The 18,464-nt window shown below is 43.3% G+C and carries 18 protein-coding genes; 2 read left to right on the top strand and 16 right to left on the bottom strand.

Features of this window, described 5'->3' with window-relative positions; all coding sequences use genetic code 11:
* Window positions 1–12: 12 nt before the first annotated feature.
* Window positions 13–687, top strand: a complete 675-nt coding sequence (locus tag BW980_RS02195; RefSeq protein WP_076453310.1) for an NAD(P)H-binding protein — start codon at window positions 13–15, stop codon at window positions 685–687.
* Window positions 680–1,147: a CYTH domain-containing protein gene (locus BW980_RS02200; protein ID WP_076453311.1), complete on the top strand. Its 468-nt coding sequence runs from the start codon at window positions 680–682 to the stop codon at window positions 1,145–1,147. The genes BW980_RS02195 and BW980_RS02200 overlap by 8 nt, the downstream gene beginning before the upstream one ends.
* A 2-nt stretch (window positions 1,148–1,149) precedes the next feature.
* Here BW980_RS02200 and BW980_RS02205 read toward each other — a convergent pair whose 3' ends face one another.
* The 16 genes from BW980_RS02205 to BW980_RS02280 form a co-directional block, all read right to left on the bottom strand.
* On the bottom strand, window positions 1,150–1,758 hold the full coding sequence (locus BW980_RS02205) for a TetR/AcrR family transcriptional regulator (protein WP_076453312.1): 609 nt from the start codon (window positions 1,756–1,758) through the stop codon (window positions 1,150–1,152).
* 15 nt (window positions 1,759–1,773) lie between these two features.
* Entirely contained in the window at window positions 1,774–3,177 is a 1,404-nt protein-coding gene (locus BW980_RS02210) for a TolC family protein (protein WP_076453313.1), read from the bottom strand.
* Between the two features lie 7 nt (window positions 3,178–3,184).
* The gene (locus BW980_RS02215) at window positions 3,185–6,331 is read right to left on the bottom strand and encodes an efflux RND transporter permease subunit (protein ID WP_076453314.1); all 3,147 of its coding nucleotides are present in this window, start codon (window positions 6,329–6,331) and stop codon (window positions 3,185–3,187) included.
* A 37-nt stretch (window positions 6,332–6,368) separates the two neighbouring features.
* Entirely contained in the window at window positions 6,369–7,454 is a 1,086-nt protein-coding gene (locus tag BW980_RS02220; RefSeq protein ID WP_076453315.1) for an efflux RND transporter periplasmic adaptor subunit, read from the bottom strand.
* Between the two features lie 82 nt (window positions 7,455–7,536).
* Window positions 7,537–8,019: a GbsR/MarR family transcriptional regulator gene (locus tag BW980_RS02225; protein WP_076453316.1), complete on the bottom strand. Its 483-nt coding sequence runs from the start codon at window positions 8,017–8,019 to the stop codon at window positions 7,537–7,539.
* A gap of 105 nt (window positions 8,020–8,124) precedes the next feature.
* A complete protein-coding gene (locus BW980_RS02230; protein ID WP_076453317.1) occupies window positions 8,125–8,520 on the bottom strand; it encodes a hypothetical protein in 396 nt (131 codons plus the stop codon).
* A gap of 10 nt (window positions 8,521–8,530) precedes the next feature.
* Complete coding sequence (gene pheS / locus BW980_RS02235; RefSeq protein ID WP_076453318.1) at window positions 8,531–9,550, bottom strand: phenylalanine--tRNA ligase subunit alpha; 1,020 nt, start codon at window positions 9,548–9,550, stop codon at window positions 8,531–8,533.
* A gap of 78 nt (window positions 9,551–9,628) precedes the next feature.
* Window positions 9,629–11,509 (bottom strand): SulP family inorganic anion transporter, encoded by a 1,881-nt coding sequence (locus tag BW980_RS02240; RefSeq protein ID WP_076453319.1) that lies wholly within the window; start codon window positions 11,507–11,509, stop codon window positions 9,629–9,631.
* Between the two features lie 91 nt (window positions 11,510–11,600).
* On the bottom strand, window positions 11,601–12,227 hold the full coding sequence (locus tag BW980_RS02245) for a carbonic anhydrase (RefSeq protein ID WP_013992871.1): 627 nt from the start codon (window positions 12,225–12,227) through the stop codon (window positions 11,601–11,603).
* A 102-nt stretch (window positions 12,228–12,329) separates the two neighbouring features.
* The gene (locus tag BW980_RS02250) at window positions 12,330–12,959 is read right to left on the bottom strand and encodes a carbonic anhydrase family protein (protein WP_076453320.1); all 630 of its coding nucleotides are present in this window, start codon (window positions 12,957–12,959) and stop codon (window positions 12,330–12,332) included.
* Between the two features lie 289 nt (window positions 12,960–13,248).
* Window positions 13,249–13,572, bottom strand: coding sequence for a hypothetical protein (locus BW980_RS02255; RefSeq protein WP_076453321.1), 324 nt, complete (start codon window positions 13,570–13,572; stop codon window positions 13,249–13,251).
* Window positions 13,573–13,641: 69 nt separating this feature from the next.
* Entirely contained in the window at window positions 13,642–13,938 is a 297-nt protein-coding gene (locus tag BW980_RS02260) for a hypothetical protein (protein ID WP_076453322.1), read from the bottom strand.
* Window positions 13,939–13,997: 59 nt separating this feature from the next.
* A complete protein-coding gene (locus BW980_RS02265; protein ID WP_076453323.1) occupies window positions 13,998–14,756 on the bottom strand; it encodes a tetratricopeptide repeat protein in 759 nt (252 codons plus the stop codon).
* Between the two features lie 4 nt (window positions 14,757–14,760).
* On the bottom strand, window positions 14,761–16,500 hold the full coding sequence (locus BW980_RS02270; protein ID WP_076453324.1) for a BatD family protein: 1,740 nt from the start codon (window positions 16,498–16,500) through the stop codon (window positions 14,761–14,763).
* Window positions 16,501–16,538: 38 nt separating this feature from the next.
* Window positions 16,539–17,396 carry a tetratricopeptide repeat protein gene (locus tag BW980_RS02275; protein ID WP_076453325.1) on the bottom strand — a complete coding sequence of 286 codons (858 nt, stop codon included), beginning with the start codon at window positions 17,394–17,396 and terminating at the stop codon, window positions 16,539–16,541.
* Window positions 17,397–18,446: a VWA domain-containing protein gene (locus tag BW980_RS02280; RefSeq protein ID WP_076453326.1), complete on the bottom strand. Its 1,050-nt coding sequence runs from the start codon at window positions 18,444–18,446 to the stop codon at window positions 17,397–17,399. It abuts the gene before it with no gap.
* Window positions 18,447–18,464: the final 18 nt, after the last annotated feature.

Genomic DNA, 18,464 nt, shown 5'->3' on the forward strand with positions numbered 1-18,464 from the left:
ATATTTAGTTGGATGGAAACACAAAGAAAGACAGCAATAATACTTGGGGCCACAGGTCTTACCGGAGGCATTTTGTTACGGCTTTTGTTGGAGGACGACCGCTACGTGAAAGTTAAATTGTTCTCTCGTTCGAGCACAGGGCTCTCACATCAAAAGATAGAGGAGCATTTGGGCGATTTAATGCAATTGGCACAATTTGAAGCCGACTTTACGGGTGATGAGGTGTTCTGTTGTATCGGTACCACAAAATCAAAAACACCGAATAAGGAAGCCTATAGAAAAATCGATTATGGCATTCCTGTAGCGGTCGCCAAACTTTCAGCCAAAAACGGCATTTCAAGTTTTTTGGTAATGTCCTCTATGGGGGCAAATGCCAAGAGTAAGGTTTTCTACAGCCGTCTAAAGGGCGAAATGGAGGAAGCGGTACTCGGTGAAAATATAAAGAACACCTACCTCTTTCGACCTTCGTTGATCGGGGGCCAACGGGAAGAAAAACGAATCGGCGAGTTGTTGTTCAAACAATTGATGAAAGTCGTGAACCTTGTTTTGGCGGGGCCGCTCGAAAAATACCGTTCCATTAAGCCCGAAACCATAGCGAAGGCTATGATACGTGTGGCCAATGGAGCGTATACGACACCTATAATAGAATCCGATAAGATTAAAAAAATAGCAGAGGGGAGTGATTGAAATCGAACGTAAATTTTTGGTCACGTCAAGGGCGTACCAAGGGCAGGCCACTTTGAAGGAACGAATAGTTCAAGGGTTTTTAAACACGCATCCGGAGCGAACAGTTAGGGTGAGGATCAAGGCCGATTCGGCATTTTTGACCGTAAAGGGAAAATCGAACGAGGCCGGAACTATGCGATTTGAATGGGAAAAGGAAATTCCCGTACCGGATGCCGAACAGTTATTGTCGATCTGTGAACCGGGGGTTATCGATAAGGTGCGCTACAATGTTCCCGTGGGGCAACATATTTTTGAGGTAGACGAATTTTATGGGGACAATGAAGGACTCATCGTTGCCGAAATAGAATTGGCCTCTGAAGACGAGGACTTTGAAAAACCGGAATGGTTGGGCCAAGAGGTGACCGGTGAGGTCAAATACTACAATTCGCAACTGGGTAAAAACCCCTATACATCTTGGTAAGCTTAGGATAGAAAGACGGCGTCGTTTTTATCTAAATAACTCTTGGTTGAAATGCCTCTTAAGTTGTTGATTATAACATGGTTCAATAGCTCTTCGGGAGTGAATTTTTCAAAAAAGTTGGTCTTTTCGGCGTACAGAATATGCTCCATTCGATTAAAATAGAGCTGATATGTAAGGGAAAGGTTGACGTCTTGCCTTATCTGGCCTTTTTCTTGGGCACTTGATAATAGGTCTTTGACGAGAACGGAAACCTCCAGCTCCCTAAAGTCGTTAAACAAGCGATATACGTTAGGGTAATACTTTTTGAGGCTTCGCAAAAAATTGGGACTAAAAGATTTAAAGGTATCCAACCCTATCCTATAAATGGAAATTATAGTTAGAATAGGGTCGGATTTTTCCTTTTCTACACACTGGTTTATTTCAGACCTCAATCGGTTCAGGAGTGCTTCCAAACTTTCCCGAATGATCTCTTCCTTGCCCTTGAAGTTCTCGTATATCGTTTTTTTAGAGATACCGAGTTCATGGGCCAGATCGTCCAAGGTAAAGCGCTTGCTTCCAAATTTTAAAAACTTAGAGAGGGCAAACTCCAAAAATTGGTCTTTATTGATCATGTGCCTAGCAAATGATTAGTGCCATCCGCCGCCAAGTGAACGATACAATGCGATCGTAGACGATAGTTGTCCGAGCTTGTTGTTGATTAGGTTAAGTTCTGCATTTAAAGAGTTTTCCCTAGCCGTCAACAGGTCTAAATAGGTCAGGTATCCACTGTTCAACAATTCTTCCGAATTGGTTTCCGCACGTTTGAGGGCCACTACCTGTTTGGTAACATAGGCTTCTTTTTCAACGGCGGTGTTGTAATCGTATAGTGCATCCGACACTTCTTTACCTGCGGTAAGCAAGGTCTTTTTAAAGTTAAGGAGGGCCTGCTCTTGTTGGGCTTGGGCCACTTCGTAGGCCGTTCTTATCTTTCTTCCGTTAAAGATGGGTTGGGTCAGGCCACCGATAAGGTTGGCAAAAAGAGAACTGCTGTCGATCCAATTGTCCAATTCCAAACTTTGAAGTCCACCTTGGGCCGATAGGGTAATTGACGGATAGAAGTTGCTTCTTGCTACATTGGTCAACTCAAAATTGTTGACCAAGCCGTATTCGGCCTGCATTACATCAGGTCTGTTGCGCAACAAAAGGGCCGGAACACCTAGTTTCATATCGTTTACCAAAGTCTGTTCGTTCAGTTTACCTCGGGCATACGATTGGGGTCGTTCGCCCAAAAGAATGCTTAGGGCGGTTTCGGTCTTAAAAAGGGAATTTTTAAGATCTAATAACTGGCTTTGCGCACTGTACAACTGGGCCGCGGTCTGGTCGACGCCCACTTGGTTGGCTTGCCCGGCTTCTTTAAGGGCCGATATGGTCTCGAGACTTTTGGTTCGGTTTTCGATCGTCTGTTCGGTCACCGAAATTTGTTCGTCTAGGGCCAATAGAGTGTAATACGTGTTTGCGATCTGCGCCACCAAATCGGTTTTTACCGCTTGGTGGGCCGCTACGGTCTGTAGGTAGCTGGCATCGCTTGCCCGTTTGGTGCTTCTTATCTTTCCCCAGATATCGGCTTCCCAAGATAGGGTACCCGAAGCCTCAAATTGATTGTAGGGCTGCGAAAAGATGCTTCCGAACTGACCGTTTTCACTGGTTCTTGCCGTTCTGGTAGCGCTAGCGGCCCCGTTAAGGGTAGGCAGGTAACCTGCCTTTCCTTGTTTTACGTAAGCCTCGGCTGCCGAAATGTTTTCCAGTGCTATACGAATGTCGAGGTTGTTCGTTAAACCGCGTTCGATATAGGTCTTTAAATACGAATCCGTAAAAAGGTCCTTATATGATATCGAAGCGAATGACACGCTGTCTTGCGGCAGCTGGTCGGTTCGATATAGGTTTTCGGTCTCGACAGCCGGCCGCTCATAGTTTTTTGCCACAAAACAGGATTGTAGCAAGAGGGGAAGCATGGCTACCAATAAGAATTTATTTATTGCTAATTTCTTCATGATTTCTCTAGTTCTTTGATTCTTCAATAGTTTCTTGCGGCGCACCGGTGATACGCTCCTGGATGGTTTGGAAGATGACATATAGGGCAGGTATTATAAACACACCGAATAAGGTTCCTATCAACATACCACCAACAGGGCTCATACCGATCGAGCGGTTTCCTACGGCTCCAATACCTGTAGACAATGCCAACGGCATCAGTCCGAATATAAAGGCGAAGGAGGTCATTAATATGGGCCTAAGTCGTGCTTTTGCACCATCAATGGCCGACTCAATGATCGACATGCCGTGTTTTCTTCGCTGCAATGCAAATTCTACGATAAGAATGGCATTTTTAGAGAGCAGACCGATCAACATGATCAAGGCGATTTGAAAATATATGTTATTCTCAAGACCAGCCATACTTACAAAACCAATGGCACCCGCAATACCTACCGGAAGCGATAATAATATCGAGAAGGGTAGTATATATGATTCGTACTGTGCACTCAATAGGAAGTAAACGAAGATCAAACTCAATATAAAGATGATGGTCGTCTGGCTACCCGCACTGTTTTCCTCCTTGGTAAGCCCCGAATACTCATAGGTATAGTTGTTCGGCAGCACTTGGGCCGTAACTTCCTCAATGGCTTTGATGGCATCACCTGTAGAATAACCAGGGTTCATGGCTCCGTTAATTTTTACGGAACTCAAAAGGTTGAACCTGCTCACTACTTCCGGGCCGTAAATTTTCTTTAATGAAACAAACTGGGATACGGCAACAGATTCACCTTTGGCATTGGTCACAAAAATGTGGTTCAACGAATTTTCATTGGCCCTATCTTCGGGTTTTGCCTGGATCATAACACGGTACTGCTTACCGAATTTATTGAAGTCCGTGGTATATAGTCCACCGTAATAGCCTTGCATGGCACTAAAGACATCGGTTACCGCTAAACCGGCCATTTTGGTTTTCTCCACATCTACCTCTACTTCGTATTGAGGGAAGTTGGCGTTGAAATTTGTAATGGCGTATTTTACTTCCGGTCTTGCGTTTATAGCCGCTAAGAATTCATTGGTAACCTTGTTTACGGTTTGCCAATCGTCGGCATCTTTGCTCTGTAGGTTCATCTCAAAACCGGTGGAGTTACCAAAGCCTCGTATACTTGGTGGCGTAAAGAAGAAGATTTTGGCATCTTTTAATCCGGCTGTTTTGGCGAACAGGCTTCCTACTACGGCATTCACCGATTCGGCATCACCTTTACGTTCGCCCCAATCTTTAAGACGAAGAACCGAGAATGCATAAGAACCACCGTTAACACTATTTAAAATACTAAATCCGGTAATGTTCATCCTAGCCTTTATGATATCCATAGATTGATAAATGGAATCTAACTGCTTCACGGTCTTTTGTGTCTGCTCTAAAGTAGTACCGGGAGGCATGGTAACATCGGCAAAGACGATGGCCTTATCTTCATTAGGTATAAAACCCGTAGGTGTCGATTTGAATAGCAAAAGTGCTATTACCACAAATATGACAAGAGACAATCCGGTCACCCATTTTCTTTTGGCGATAAATTTCACCGAACCGACATATTTATTGGTTATGGCATCAAAGCCGGTGTTGAAGGCCGAAAAGAAACGTTTTGTAAGTCCTTTTTTATGTTCTTCCGATGGATTATGGGGCTTTAGTAAAAGCGCAGCCAAAGCAGGACTCAAGGTTAAGGCGTTTACCGCGGAAATAAGAATGGCGATAGCCAATGTTATACCAAATTGTTGGTAGAACACTCCTGATGAACCGCTGATAAAAGATACCGGAATAAATACGGCCGACATGACCAAGGTAATGGAGATAATGGCACCTGATATTTCTGACATGGCCGATTTAGTCGCCGTTTTGGCATGGGTGGCACCTTCTTCCATTTTGGCGTGTACCGCCTCCACTACCACAATAGCATCATCCACGACAATACCAATGGCCAGAATCATGGCGAACAAGGTCAACATGTTGATGGAATACCCGAAAAGGGAGAGGAAGAAGAACGTACCAATAATCGCTACAGGAACGGCAATAGCGGGTATTAAGGTAGATCTAAAGTCTTGTAAGAATAGGAATACTACCAAGAACACCAATAAAAAGGCTTCGATCAATGTCTGTATAACATGTTCTATAGAGGCACTTAAAAAGTCCTTGGTGTTATAAGGAATTACATAATCCAACCCTTTGGGAAAATCCTTTGAACTTTCCTGTAGAATCGTTTGAATTTCGTCGATAATGGCATTTGCATTCGATCCTGAGGTTTGGAATATACCAACAGCGGTACCGGGCTTGCCCATACCTTCGTTTTTCGTACCATAATTAAAGGCGCCTAACTCTATTTCGGCAACATCTTTAAGCCTTAAAAACTGTCCGTTTTCTTGAGCTTTGATTATGATGTTTTCATATTCAGCTTCATCTGAAAGGCGCCCTTTATATTTTAGTACATATTCGTAAATTCCATCGGCATTTTCCCCGATTTTCCCCGTTGCGGCCTCAAGGTTCTGTTCCCTTAGGGCATTTTGAATATCTGACGGCATGAGTTTGTACGCCGCCATCTTTTCTGGGTTGAGCCATACGCGCATGGAATAATCCTTAGAACCGAAAACGGTAACGTTACCAACACCTTCGATACGTTGTAATTTCGGTACGATGTTGATTCTAGCGTAGTTCTCAACAAAAGTGGCATCGTAATCTTCGTTATCCGAGAATAATGAGAAGAACAAGAGGGCACTTGTCTGGGACTTTTGTGTGATAACACCCGTTTGTACTACGGCTTGTGGTAAAACACTGTTGGCCCTGGCAACCCTGTTCTGAACGTTTACCGCGGCAATATCGGGGTCGGTACCCAGTTTAAAGAATACGTTGATCGTAGCGGCACCATCGTTACTGGCGCTAGAGGTCATGTACAACATGTCTTCAACACCGTTGATCTGCTCTTCTAAAGGAATAACAACACTCTTTAGTACCGTTTCCGCATTTGCACCTGTATAGGTACTCCTAACCTGTACGGTCGGTGGTGCTATTTCTGGATATTCTTCAATAGGCAAGGTCGTTAGGCCTAGTATACCTAGAATAACTATAATAATCGATATCACCGTAGATAGTACGGGACGATCTATAAATTTCTGAAACATTGTTCTTTATTTATGTATTATGATGAATAGCGGATGCTTACTTGACCGGGCTAATGGTCATTCCGTCTTTGATTTTAGTCACACCTTCAAGAACAATGGTAGTTCCCTTTTCAATTCCATTTTCTACAATGTATCCTTTTTGGGTATTGGCTATAATATCTATGGGCATTGTTGTAACGGTGTTATCGTCTTTTAAGACGTAAACCAGTTTTTTACCTTGTAAATCTATGGTTGCCGCCTGTGGGATTTCATAGGCACTTTTGTAAACGGTGGGAATCTTGATCTTGCCGGTGCTACCGCTGCTAAGAATATTGTTTTTGTTCTCAAAATCGGCCCTGGCGGTGACACTACCCGTAGTACTGTTGATAATGGTATTGATCATGGCAATTTTACCGGGCTCTGGGTATTCCTTACCATTGATCATTTCAAGTTTTACCTCTGGGGCTTTTTCAAGATCCATAAGGTTCTTATCCTTTTTGGGCATAGATTCCTTCAATTTTAAAAGCTCTTTTTCATTTAAGGAAAAATAGGCACGAACCTGGCTTATATCGGAAACAGTTGTCAAGGGCCTGCCCATGTTTGAGCTTACCAAAGCCCCGGTCTTAAATGGAATTTCCCCTATATAACCGTCGACGGGACTGGTAATACGCGAATAGCTGATATTGGAAGCTACACTTTCGTAGTTGGCCTTGGCCTGTTCCAATTGGGCTTTTGCAGTTTCAAGCTGAACCTCGCTAATGATGTTCTTTTCGACCAAGGGCTTAAGCTTGTCAACTTCTACTTGGGCCACGTTAACCGAAGCCTTGGCAGCATTGGCATCTTGGTTTAAGGTTTGGGTCTCTAATTTAAAAAGAAGTTGCCCTTTTTTGATTTTTTGACCTTCTTCTACGTATACGTGTTGAATGAAGCCAGAAACTTTCGGCCAGATTTCTACGTTTTGCTTACCCTCTAAGGTGGTAGAAAACTCATTGTAAATGGTGATGTCCTGTGGAGTCAACTCACCAACCTTTAAACTCGGGGGAGGTGGGGTGGCACCACCTGCAGGAGGGGTTGGGGTGGTTCCAAAGCAGGAACTTAAGAGAAGTCCTGCACTTAATAGTCCTAATATAGATAGCTTTTTCATTTTTAGATGGATGTTATAATTCTTGTTAAGGTTTTGTTAATTCTGAATGTTCGAAAATAAGCGAACTAAAATGGTAAAAAAATTATTGTTTTAGGTTTTTCAAATCGGCAATTGTCTTTCTGTAAATTTCACGGGTGTCTTCCAAGCATTTTATATAGATGCGTTTTTTCTCTTTGTTTTCTTCATGTTTTTGTGGGTTGTGGGCTTTATTATATTCCGCAACCTTTTCTATCATCAGGGATTCGCTCTCTATTCTTTTTAGCGTTTGATTTAACTTCTTGATAAAAAAGGCATCTTTTTCCGCTACTTTAAAATAGCGTTTCCGGTCACCCGATTTGGTGAAATAATTTATAAATCCAGTTTGTTGTAATAAGTTCAATGATGTGGATATAGAGCTTTTGCTTGCGCCTCTTTTGGTCAAGCAGTCGTCAAAAGTGAGACCTTCTTCCTCGGTTACCACTAAATTTGCAAAGATTCTAGCGGCCAAAGGAGGTAGGGAATATTCAGATTCAAAGTGAACCCCTAGTTCCTCGATCAGTATCTGTTTGCATTTTTCTTTGTCCATAATTAAAAAATTGAAGGGGCAAAGGTAGTATTAGTTCGGTAACAAACAAACCAAAAGAACTTAAATTTTCTAAAAAAGGGTTAAATATTCGTTAAGAGGGGTGGTTTAGCGGGGAAGTATACCTTCTAAATCAATAAGCGGAATGGGTTGTAGATCCCTTTCGTTTATCGTGTTCTTGGGAAATACGAACCGTTTTTCAAAAAGTTTTCCCTCGGCAAAGAAAGTAACGAAAAACTCATTGTCAAGGGCAAGGATGTCTTCTTGTAGCACCTCTATCTTAGCAAAAGATTTGGCCGAAATGAGGCCTAGGCCATGGCGCATGGTCGACGTTTTGCGTTCGTCGTCATAGCCTTTTGAGACTACAATGGTCATTTCTATGGCGTCGGCACGGTTGTTTAAAATATAGGCGTTCCAGTCTTTGGAGAGAAACTCTTCGTTCCACTCCCGAACAATTGCAACATGAACGTCTTTGGCAATAGGTATCTCTATATCTTTCTTCACCTAGATAAAATTACAGTGCACTTTTGAACTGTTCAAGGAAGCGAACATCGTTTTCGCTCAATAGGCGAATGTCTGAAATTTGGTGCAATAGAAGGGCAATACGGTCGATGCCCATCCCGAAAGCAAATCCGGAGTACTCCTTTGAGTCGATTCCGCAGTTGTCGAGTACGTTTGGGTCTACCATACCACAGCCCATGATCTCTAGCCATCCGGTACCTTTGGTCATTTTATAATCGGTTTCGGTTTCTAATCCCCAATACACATCTACCTCGGCGCTGGGCTCGGTAAACGGAAAGTACGAAGGACGTAACCTGATTTTCGATTTTCCGAAAAGTTCGGTAGTAAAATATTGTAGGGTTTGCTTTAGGTCGGCAAAGGAAACATCCTTGTCGATATACAAGCCTTCGACCTGATGGAAAAAACAATGCGAACGCGCGGAAATAGCTTCGTTACGGTATACCCTACCCGGTGATATGGTACGGATTGGCGGGGTATTGTTTTCCATGTAACGTACTTGAACCGAAGAGGTGTGGGTACGCAGCAATATATCGGGATCGGTTTGAATGAAGAAAGTATCCTGCATATCCCTTGCCGGATGGTATTCGGGCAAGTTCAAGGCTGTAAAGTTGTGCCAATCGTCTTCGATTTCAGGGCCTTCGGAAACGTTGAAACCTATTCTTGAGAAAATTTCTATAATTTGGTTCTTGACTATAGATATAGGGTGGCGTGCACCCAATTCTATAGGTTCGCCGGGCCGTGTCAAATCACCGTAGATGCCTTTTTCGTCGCTTTTGCTCTCAAGGGCGTCGCGTAAGGTATTGAGCTTTTCGTTGGCGGCCTGTTTTAACTGGTTTATGGTCTGACCGAATTCTTTTTTCTGCTCATTGGGAACGTTTTTGAATTCTGCGAAGAAATCGTTCAAAAGTCCCTTTTTACCTAAGTATTTAATACGGAAGCTTTCGAGTTCTTCCTTGGTGGTAGCGGTAAATTTTTCTACCTCTGTAATGTGCTTTTTTATGGTATCGATCATGATGTTCGGCTAATGCCGCAAATTTAGGACATTTGCGGCATTACCGAATACATAATTCATCATAAATTGGTCTAAATTCTACAACGCGGCTTCAACTTTCGGTTCTATAGTCTTTTGTTCCAAGTACTGTATACAATCGTCAAAGGTGTCGAAAATGTGTTCCGTGGGTATTAAATCGGGTATAAGGTCTACCCGTTCCATCATGTAACGCGGTTGCTTCAGTACGTCTACGAACAATACCTCAATTTTTGAGTTGTGCAGGTCGATCAACACGTCTTCTAAAGTGTAGAGTCCGGATTGATCCATATACTGCATACGGTCCATACGGATGATTACCGTTGAGGCGTTACGCGGTATTTGATCGGCCAGTATTTGAAATTCACTGGTAGATCCAAAAAACAAGGGACCTTTAAGGTGTTTGATAAAAACCGATTCCTTTAGGTTTTGGGGGAATCGGGCTTCGTCTGCCCAACCTTGCTCTTTTTCCAATGATTTTACATCCGAGCGTTCTGCGGTAAGGTCGCCCATCTTCTTCATGAACATTAAGGAAGCTATGACCAGACCTACACCTACGGCGTATACCAAGTTCCAAACGGAAGAAAGAACCAATACAATAATCATGATTACTACTTCAGAACTGAATTTGATCGGTCCTAGGCTCATGTCTTTTGGTAAACTAGGTATCGCTTTCAACCCTTTATAATCCATTACCCCTATACCCACGGTTACTAAAATACCGGCAAGTACGGCGGCAGGTATCTGAGATGCGACCGGGCCTAAGGCCAAAAGAACGACCAATAGCAAAACACCGGCCACCATACCGGATAGCTTGGTCTTACCACCGGCATTAATATTGACCACCGTACGGATGGTTGCGCCCGCTCCTGGGATTCCGCCAAATATGGCCGCAATAGTGTTTCCTATTCCCTGACCTACCAATTCCTTGTTGGGTTGGTGCTTGGTCTTGGTCATGTTATCGGCCACTACAGAGGTTAATAAGGAGTCGATGGCCCCTAGTAAAGCCAATGTTAAGGCGGTAAAGATGTAAGGGGTTACCGAGTTGAGATCAAAGTTGGTAAAGATGCCAAGGTTGGGTACGGGAAAACCACTTGGAATTTCTTCGATGGGTCTATAGTTCAACCCAAAACCATAGGCTACACCGGAAACTACGATAAGTGCCACCAAAGCACTCGGTATGGCGGTAGTTATTTTTTTAAACCCATAAATAATGATAATCGTGGAAAGGGCCAAGATAAACTCTAGCCAGTTGATGTTTTGCAAAGCCCTGGGCATTACCTTAATGGCCCCTAATACACCTGAAGCTTCACTTTTGGCCAAAGTACTCGCCTCTTTGAGCATTTCCTCTTGGGTTATGGTTTCCGCGCGTTTAATGGTCTCCTCGAAATTTTCTAGAACGAGGATGCCCTCTCCGGCTTCTTCCTTTAGAATATTCTCTAATATAATTTCTTCGGCCATTGGTTTGTACTGGTCTACGAACTCTTTATCCTCGTTAGGATAATAGCCTACCGCAGGCAATATCTGGGTGACTAAAATAATTACACCGATAGCGGTCATAAAACCGGAAACGACCGGATACGGAATGTAACGGATGTATTTTCCTATGCCGAGCACACCAAGGCCGATTTGCATAAGTCCGGCCAATAAAAATACGGTCAAGATAGCGGGTAGTGCCTTTTCTAGACTACCGTCGTTTATGGCGATAATTCCAGCTATGACGACCATACTTACGGCCGTCATGGGAGCTGTGGGCCCTGAAATTTGCGTATTGGTACCGCCAAAAAGGGCGGCAAAAAAACTGATGAATATAGCGCCATAGAGTCCGGCACTTGGCCCGAGACCTGAACTTACACCAAAGGCCAATGCCAAGGGAAGGGCAACGATACCTGCCGTTATGCCCCCAAATAGGTCTCCTTTAAAGTTTGAGAAAAGATTTTTCATACGATTACTTTTAATGCTGATGATTAGTATATGTTTTGCTTTCGAATGTATGGGCCTGTTAAATGTTTTAGCCCCTACCGAATGATATGGGTCAATCTAAATGATAGATTTCCATAATGTTTTTGAGATAGCCTTCAAAGTCTATTTTTAGATCTATCAATTTTCCGGTATGGACGTCAAATATCCATCCGTGTACTTTCAACCCGTGATCGCGAAATGCTTTTTGCACCACCGCCGTTTTGATTAGGTTTACGCATTGTTCCTTTACGTTCAGTTCAACTAACCGATCGTATTTTTTGGTCTCGTCTTCAATGGCGTTGAGTTCTTCTTTATGAAGGCGGTATACATCGCGTATATTACGTAGCCATGGGTTTAAGACACCTAAATCTGCCGACTGCATGGCGGCTTTGACGCCTCCACAGGCGTAATGCCCACAAACGATGATATGTTTTACTTTCAAGTAATCTACGGCATACTTTACCACCGAGAGAACGTTTAGGTCTATACTGATTACCATATTCGCGATGTTGCGATGTACGAACACCTCGCCCGGCTTCGCGCCCATAACCTCTTCTGCGGTAACCCTACTATCGGAGCACCCGATGTAAAGCAATTCTGGATTTTGGCCTTCGGCCAATTGACCAAAATAGTCTGGATCTGTAGCTAGCTTTTCTTTGATCCATTCTTCGTTGTTCGCAAAAACAGTATCTAGGTTCATATTGTAATTTTTTACAAAATAGCGTTATTTCTACAGTATTATCTGAAAAAGGCCCATACGCCAACATTGGGCTTCTGAAACAAAGAACTTTTTGGCCCGTAATTATTCGTAAAAAATCACTTCGCCGTTGGACACATCGTACATGGCGCCAATTATCTTGATTTCTCCCGTTTTTTCCATTTCGGCTAAAACCGGACTTTTTTCGCGTACGTTGTCAATGGTCAAGAGCACGTTCTTTTCTGAAACTTTATCTACAAATTCAAGGTTTTTCGAGTTTCTAAGGTTTTCTTCTGACGGCTCCGCTACGGCTTCCACCGCAGGTTCGATTTTGTTGATCAAAGTGGTAAGGTTGCCCAATCTGGCGTGGTCACAAGCGCCTTTGATAGCCCCACAACTGGTGTGGCCCAAAACAACGATCAATTTGGTGCCGGCTAGTTTGCAACCGAATTCCATACTGCCCAAAATATCTTCGTTCACGAAATTACCCGCGATACGGATACTGAAAATGTCACCTAGACCTTGGTCGAAGACCAATTCCGCGGAAACCCTTGAATCGATACAGCTCAAGATGGTTGCAAAGGGAAATTGTCCTTCACTCGTGTCGTTAACCTGCTCGAGAAGGTTTCTGTTGGCTTTCAGGTTATTTTGAAAACGCTGGTTACCTTCTTTTAAAAAATCTAATGCCTTTTCTGGAGTCATTGTGGCTTGTGTCTCCTTTGTATGTGCTTTCATGCTTATCTAATTTAATGCTTTTTCTAATTAGTTTTGATGGTCGAAGGGACTATATGTTTAGTTTTCGACCCCTATGATGTCGGGTTGCTTCCCGGTTAAATATCAATTGACTTTCTTTTTTCTTTACCAAAGGTACTTGAATACCAAATGGATGTGTAGTACAATTCTGTTATGAATATTACATTTTTGTTTTAATTCGAGCGCGACTTGTAATCTCGATAGGCCGGGCATGGCTTGTATTTTTCAATGATTTCGTAGGTTTTTTTGATTGAAAAATGATTGACCTGCACTAGGCTGAGCAAAGTATTTGGGGAGGAAAAACCACTTTCTTCCGCAAGAAGTGTTTTGATATGGTTTTTCCCATAAGATATACCTTCGCTTTGAAGAATACGGGAATTTTGATAGTTTTTTCTGGTGCTCCTTCTTTTACTTGTACAGCTGACCTGATTTTGGATTGGTTTAGTGTATTGATTGAAACACCGATTATCATTCCCGCAATCGATACGGAAAGGAAGGGTAGGTCAGTGATGTTGACAAAGCCCATACTTAGAAGCATTGCCATAAAAAATGTTGCGATGCTCGGCTGAATATCGCTGCTTGAAATTTTGAACATATATTAATCCGGTCCCCAATATACATCGAGGATAAATTTGTAGTTAATCGAAAAGTTTTGTCGAGAGGATTAACTCAAATGTTCTGGAGGGGGAAGAAGAATTTCAATGGTGAAATCGATATAGCCCATAAGGTGATAGTGTCCCATAACGGACTGTTCTGACTGGGCTATTAAAGAAAAATCAAAGTAGTTCTCGTTGACTATTTTTTCCTCAAGGGGAGATTTTTTCCCCATTTCCTGTTGCTCTTCCTCATTGAGGTTGGTTACCATTATAGGATTGTCAACATCTAGTAAGGTTATGACGCTCGGAGCCACAATGGCAAATAGCCAAAGCGATAGTAAAAGAAAACGACCAAAATCTTTCATAGAAGTTTGTAACAAACGCAAATATAGCACCAAGGTTTTTATTAGCCGTTAAGGAAATATTAAAAATCTTTTAATGGTTTTATGTCTTCGGAGGGAATCCAACCCGTGGTGCCGTCAGGAATGCGAATCTTTTTCCAGTCGTTGAGTTCTTCTAGAACGTTGACTTTGGTGCCCTCATGTAGAGTAAACGCTTCAAGGCTTCTTTTATTGGGTTCGGATTTTACGCTGGCCTCTTTTGCAAAGACAATGGCGGGGTCGTCGGCCTTGAATTCACTGTGTTGCAAAAAGGCGAACACGACCGAGGTGAGCATGGCCAAAAGTGAAACCATACAGAAAATAAAGGCCAATCGCTTTCGCGAAGAATAGTGAAAATAATAGAAGGCGATGTACAGCAGTACAAAGAATATCATAAAAACAATGGAGGCATAGGCCCATTGGTCAAAAGAGAGAATGCCGATCGTACTGTCGTAGATCTTTGTAAGCCCTGTGGCCGGCATACGGTCTATGGCATCTAATGTCATATTTTGCGCATAACCCAGATTGTTCTTTATTTCGCTATCATTGGGTTTTAGCAAAAGGGCCTTCTCATAATAGTAGATGCTAGGGGCAATTTGATTGAGCTTGTAATAAGCGTTACCTAAATTGTAGTAGAGTTCCGCAGAGTGTTGCCCGTTCTGCAATATCTCTAAGTAGCTGTCTACCGCTCTTTGATATTCGCCCACGTTATAGGCTTCGGTGGCCTGGTCGAACAATGCCTTGTTCTGGCCTGACACCGTAAGGGTCACAAAAGCTATTACTATGAAAAATATCTGTCTCACTTTATTATAATTGTTTATCTAAATGTGAGATTACCTCACTGGCCTTATCGTAATCTTGCTGCATCTGTACCTCTGAAAAAGGACTGTAACGGGCCATTTCGCAATTCTTCAACAAGGCGATAAAGCCATCGTTCGTAGTGTCGTCGACTTGTTTTTCGTTGAGCAAGGTGGCAATTTTATCTTTGCTGAATTCTGATGTCTCTATTTTAAGCTTGGCCTTTAAGTAATTGTGTAAGGCTTTCTCTAGGGCGATGTAAAAGCCTTCTTTGTTGCCAAGTTCCTTTTTGGCCTTAGAAAGGTATTTTCGCGCAAGTTTGTTCGCTTTACGTACCCTATTCCCAACGACATCACTGGCGATGGCTTCCCGTTTTTTGCCTAGTATTATGGCAATAGGAATCAATATCAACGGTAGTAGTAACCAAAGATAGTACTGGGTGGAACCAAAAAAGAAATTTGATTTTATGGGCGACAGGTTGGGGTTCAGCTTCAGGAAGTTGAATTGGTTACCGACGCTAACGGCCTGTTTTTGACCTCCCGTCGCTACTGCAGTGCCAATACTTGAATTGGTCGGTCCCTCCTTTACATTGATCAAAATCTCATCGGAGGTAAGGGTCTTGTACGTTTTTGCCTTAGGGTCAAAATAGGTGAACGATATGCTCGGTATAGGGTATTTCCCCTTAAACGAAGGAACAATAGTATAGCTGTTGCTTACCTTACCCTGTGATCCCGATAGGGTGGTGCGTACGTTCTCGTTGAACTCGGGTTCGTATACTTCCAAGGAACTGGGTAGGTTCGGCTCGGGAAGTTGAAAGAGCTTTAGGTTTCCTTTTCCGCTTACCTCTACCTTCGCCTGTAAGGATTCGGAAGCGTTTAAAGTGGTTTTGCTGGTGCTTACCGAAAAATCGAAACTACCTACGGCACCGCTAAAGTTGACCGGCTTTCCTTTTTCCGGTAACGGCTTTACATTGATGGTGCGTTTTCCCGCAGAAACGGTTTTGTTCGTTTGGGTATAGATACGTCCTCCGAAGAAATCACGTTTGTTGGTGGGTACGTCTACCGTAACTTCTAGCGAAAGCGGTTCTATTTCTAATTTTCCCGATTTCTGGGGATATAATACCACGCGTTTTAATACTACGAAACGATAGGGTTTGCCCTTATAGGTGCCGTTTTCCGCCATGGGCCTTGAAACCGGAATGTCTTGGCTCCAAAAGTTGTTGTACTTGGGGTTGTCGAGCGGTTGATAGTTCGATACGCTTATGGAAGGGCTTACATAAAGTTTGTAGACTACGCTGAGGCCTTCGTTGAGATAGGGGTCCGTTTTAGATACTTCGGCCACAAGATGAAGGCTTTCATCGGCCACATCGTCTACGGTCATCTCATCACTGGGCTTGTCAACGGCCGCGGTCACCTCTACCTTTTTGGGAAGGGATTTGTAGGTTTTCCCCGCGATGACAATAGAGGCCTGTTTAATGGTTACGGTTCCCCTAGTGGTGGGGGCCAAAGTGTAAGAGTATGTTTTTGAATAGCTGCGTACCCCATTGATCCATGATGAACTTATAGATTGTGAAGGTCCCATGAGTACGCGGAAGCCTTCAAAGTCGGGTGGATTGAAATTGTCACCGTCTTTGTTCATGGTGAAATCAACCCGTAAGCGTTCGTTGATGCCTAGCTTTTCTTTGCTGAGTTTCATTTCAAAGGTAACGGCATCGTCTTGTGCCTTCATCGAAAAAACGACGAGCAGCATAGCGATGATTGCAATCAGATTTCTATGTACAGCGCTTTTTACCAATCTTTTTCGTTTTTAACCTTGACACCTTTTACTTTTTGGGCGTCTATTTTTTCTTGAACTTTTTTCTCTTCGTTTTGCATGGCCTCCAACAAATTTTGGATCTGTTGTTTGCTTAGCTGGTTCGGCCGGGGCTGCTGCTGTTGTTCTTGGGGCTTATCTCCTTGTTCGGGCTGCTTTTTCTGTTCTTCCTTTTCATCGCCATCGCCCTCTTTGTTTTCGTCTTTCTGCTCCTCGTTCTCGTCGCCCTCGTCTCCCTTGTCGCCTTCGTTTTCTTTATCTTGGTCTTGGTTGTCTTCTTTATTGTCGCCCTCTTTCTTGTCTTCGTTCTGGTCTTTTTGATCGTTCTGGTCCTGCTGGTCTTTATTGTCCTGGTTTTGGTCGTTCTGCTCTTGTTCTTTTTCGAGCATTTTTTTGGCCAAGGCCAAGTTGTAACGTGTTTCGTCGTCGGTAGGGTCGTTTCGAAGGGCTTCTTTGTAGGCCTCTATCGCTTTTTGATATTCCTTTCTTTTCATGAACACATTGCCCATGTTGTGGTAGGCGCGGTGCTTGTCTGCCTTGTTCGTAGCGAGCTCGCCGGCTTGTTTAAAGCGTCCGAAAGCTTCGCTATAGGTTTCTTTGGTATAGTAGGCATTTCCTAAATTGTAGGGTGCGGCGGAATTTTCGTCGCTTTTGGCAATGGCCTTTCTATAATCGGCCTCGGCTTCTATAAAATTGTCTTCCGAAAGGGCCTTGTTGGCCTCCCAGGTCAAGTTTCTCGATTCATCAAGGGCCTTTGCGCGTTCTTTTTCCCCCTCCTGTGCAAAAGAAACGAAACCGATGCAGAACAATACCAGTATAAGTGAATGTTTCATCTATTCTATCTCTTTTTCGTTAAACAAATTCAGCTTTGCAAGCCATTTTGTGCGTTTCTCTAAAATAAAGACATCTAATATCAAGAATAAAAGGCCAATGCCTAAGAACCATTGAAACTGGTCTTTGAATTCGGCAAACTGTTTGGCTTCAAATTCCTTTTTGTCCATTTGTAACAGTTGTTCTGTTATTCTTTCTACCGCAGCTTCGGTATTTGTACCGTCGATATACTCTCCGTTCCCTTCTTCGGCAATATCGATGAGTACCTCTTCGTTCAATTTTGTAATGACCACTTCGCCTTGGGCATCTTTTTTAAGGCTCTCGACCACGCCGTTGCGTTTTATGGGAATGGGAGCTCCCTTGGCCTTTCCGACACCGATGGTAAATATGCGGATACCTTCCTCTTCTACCGCCTTTTCAACGGCGTCTTTGGTATTGCCTTCCGAATGGTCCTCGCCATCGGATATAATGAACAATACCCTATTGGTTTGCTCTTCGTCGTTGTAGAACGTAGTGGCCAGTTCAATGGCCTCGTTAATGGCCGTTCCCTGGGACGTAAGCATGTCGGTGTTCATGCTTTGCAAGAACATTTTTGCCGCACCGTAATCGGTGGTAATTGGCAATTGGGGAAAGGCTTGCCCGGCGTAGGCGATAATACCGATCCGGTCGCTCGCCAATTGGTTTATGATTTCGGAAACCAAGCGTTTGGCCTTTTCCAAACGGTTGGGCGCTATGTCTTCGGCCAGCATACTCTTAGAGACGTCTACCGCAAAAACGACATCGACACCTTCGCGTTTTACCGTCTCCAATTTCGTGCCAATTTTAGGATTGACCAATCCGAGGGTGAGAAAGGTTAGGCCCAAAAGGAAAAACAAAAGCTTAAGGGTCGATTTAAATGTAGATTTGTCAGGTGACAGCCGCTTGAGCAATTGGCTTTCGGCAAATTTGTTTTGGGTTCGCTTCTTCCAAAGTTGAACCATAATGAACAAGACGACAATGACCGGTATAACGGTCAGTAAATAAAAGTAAATCTTTTCGTCTAATTGAATCATTCTTGTTCTGTTCGTTTT

This window comes from Zobellia uliginosa (assembly GCF_900156625.1).
In the GTDB taxonomy this organism is placed as follows: Bacteria; Bacteroidota; Bacteroidia; order Flavobacteriales; family Flavobacteriaceae; genus Zobellia; species Zobellia uliginosa.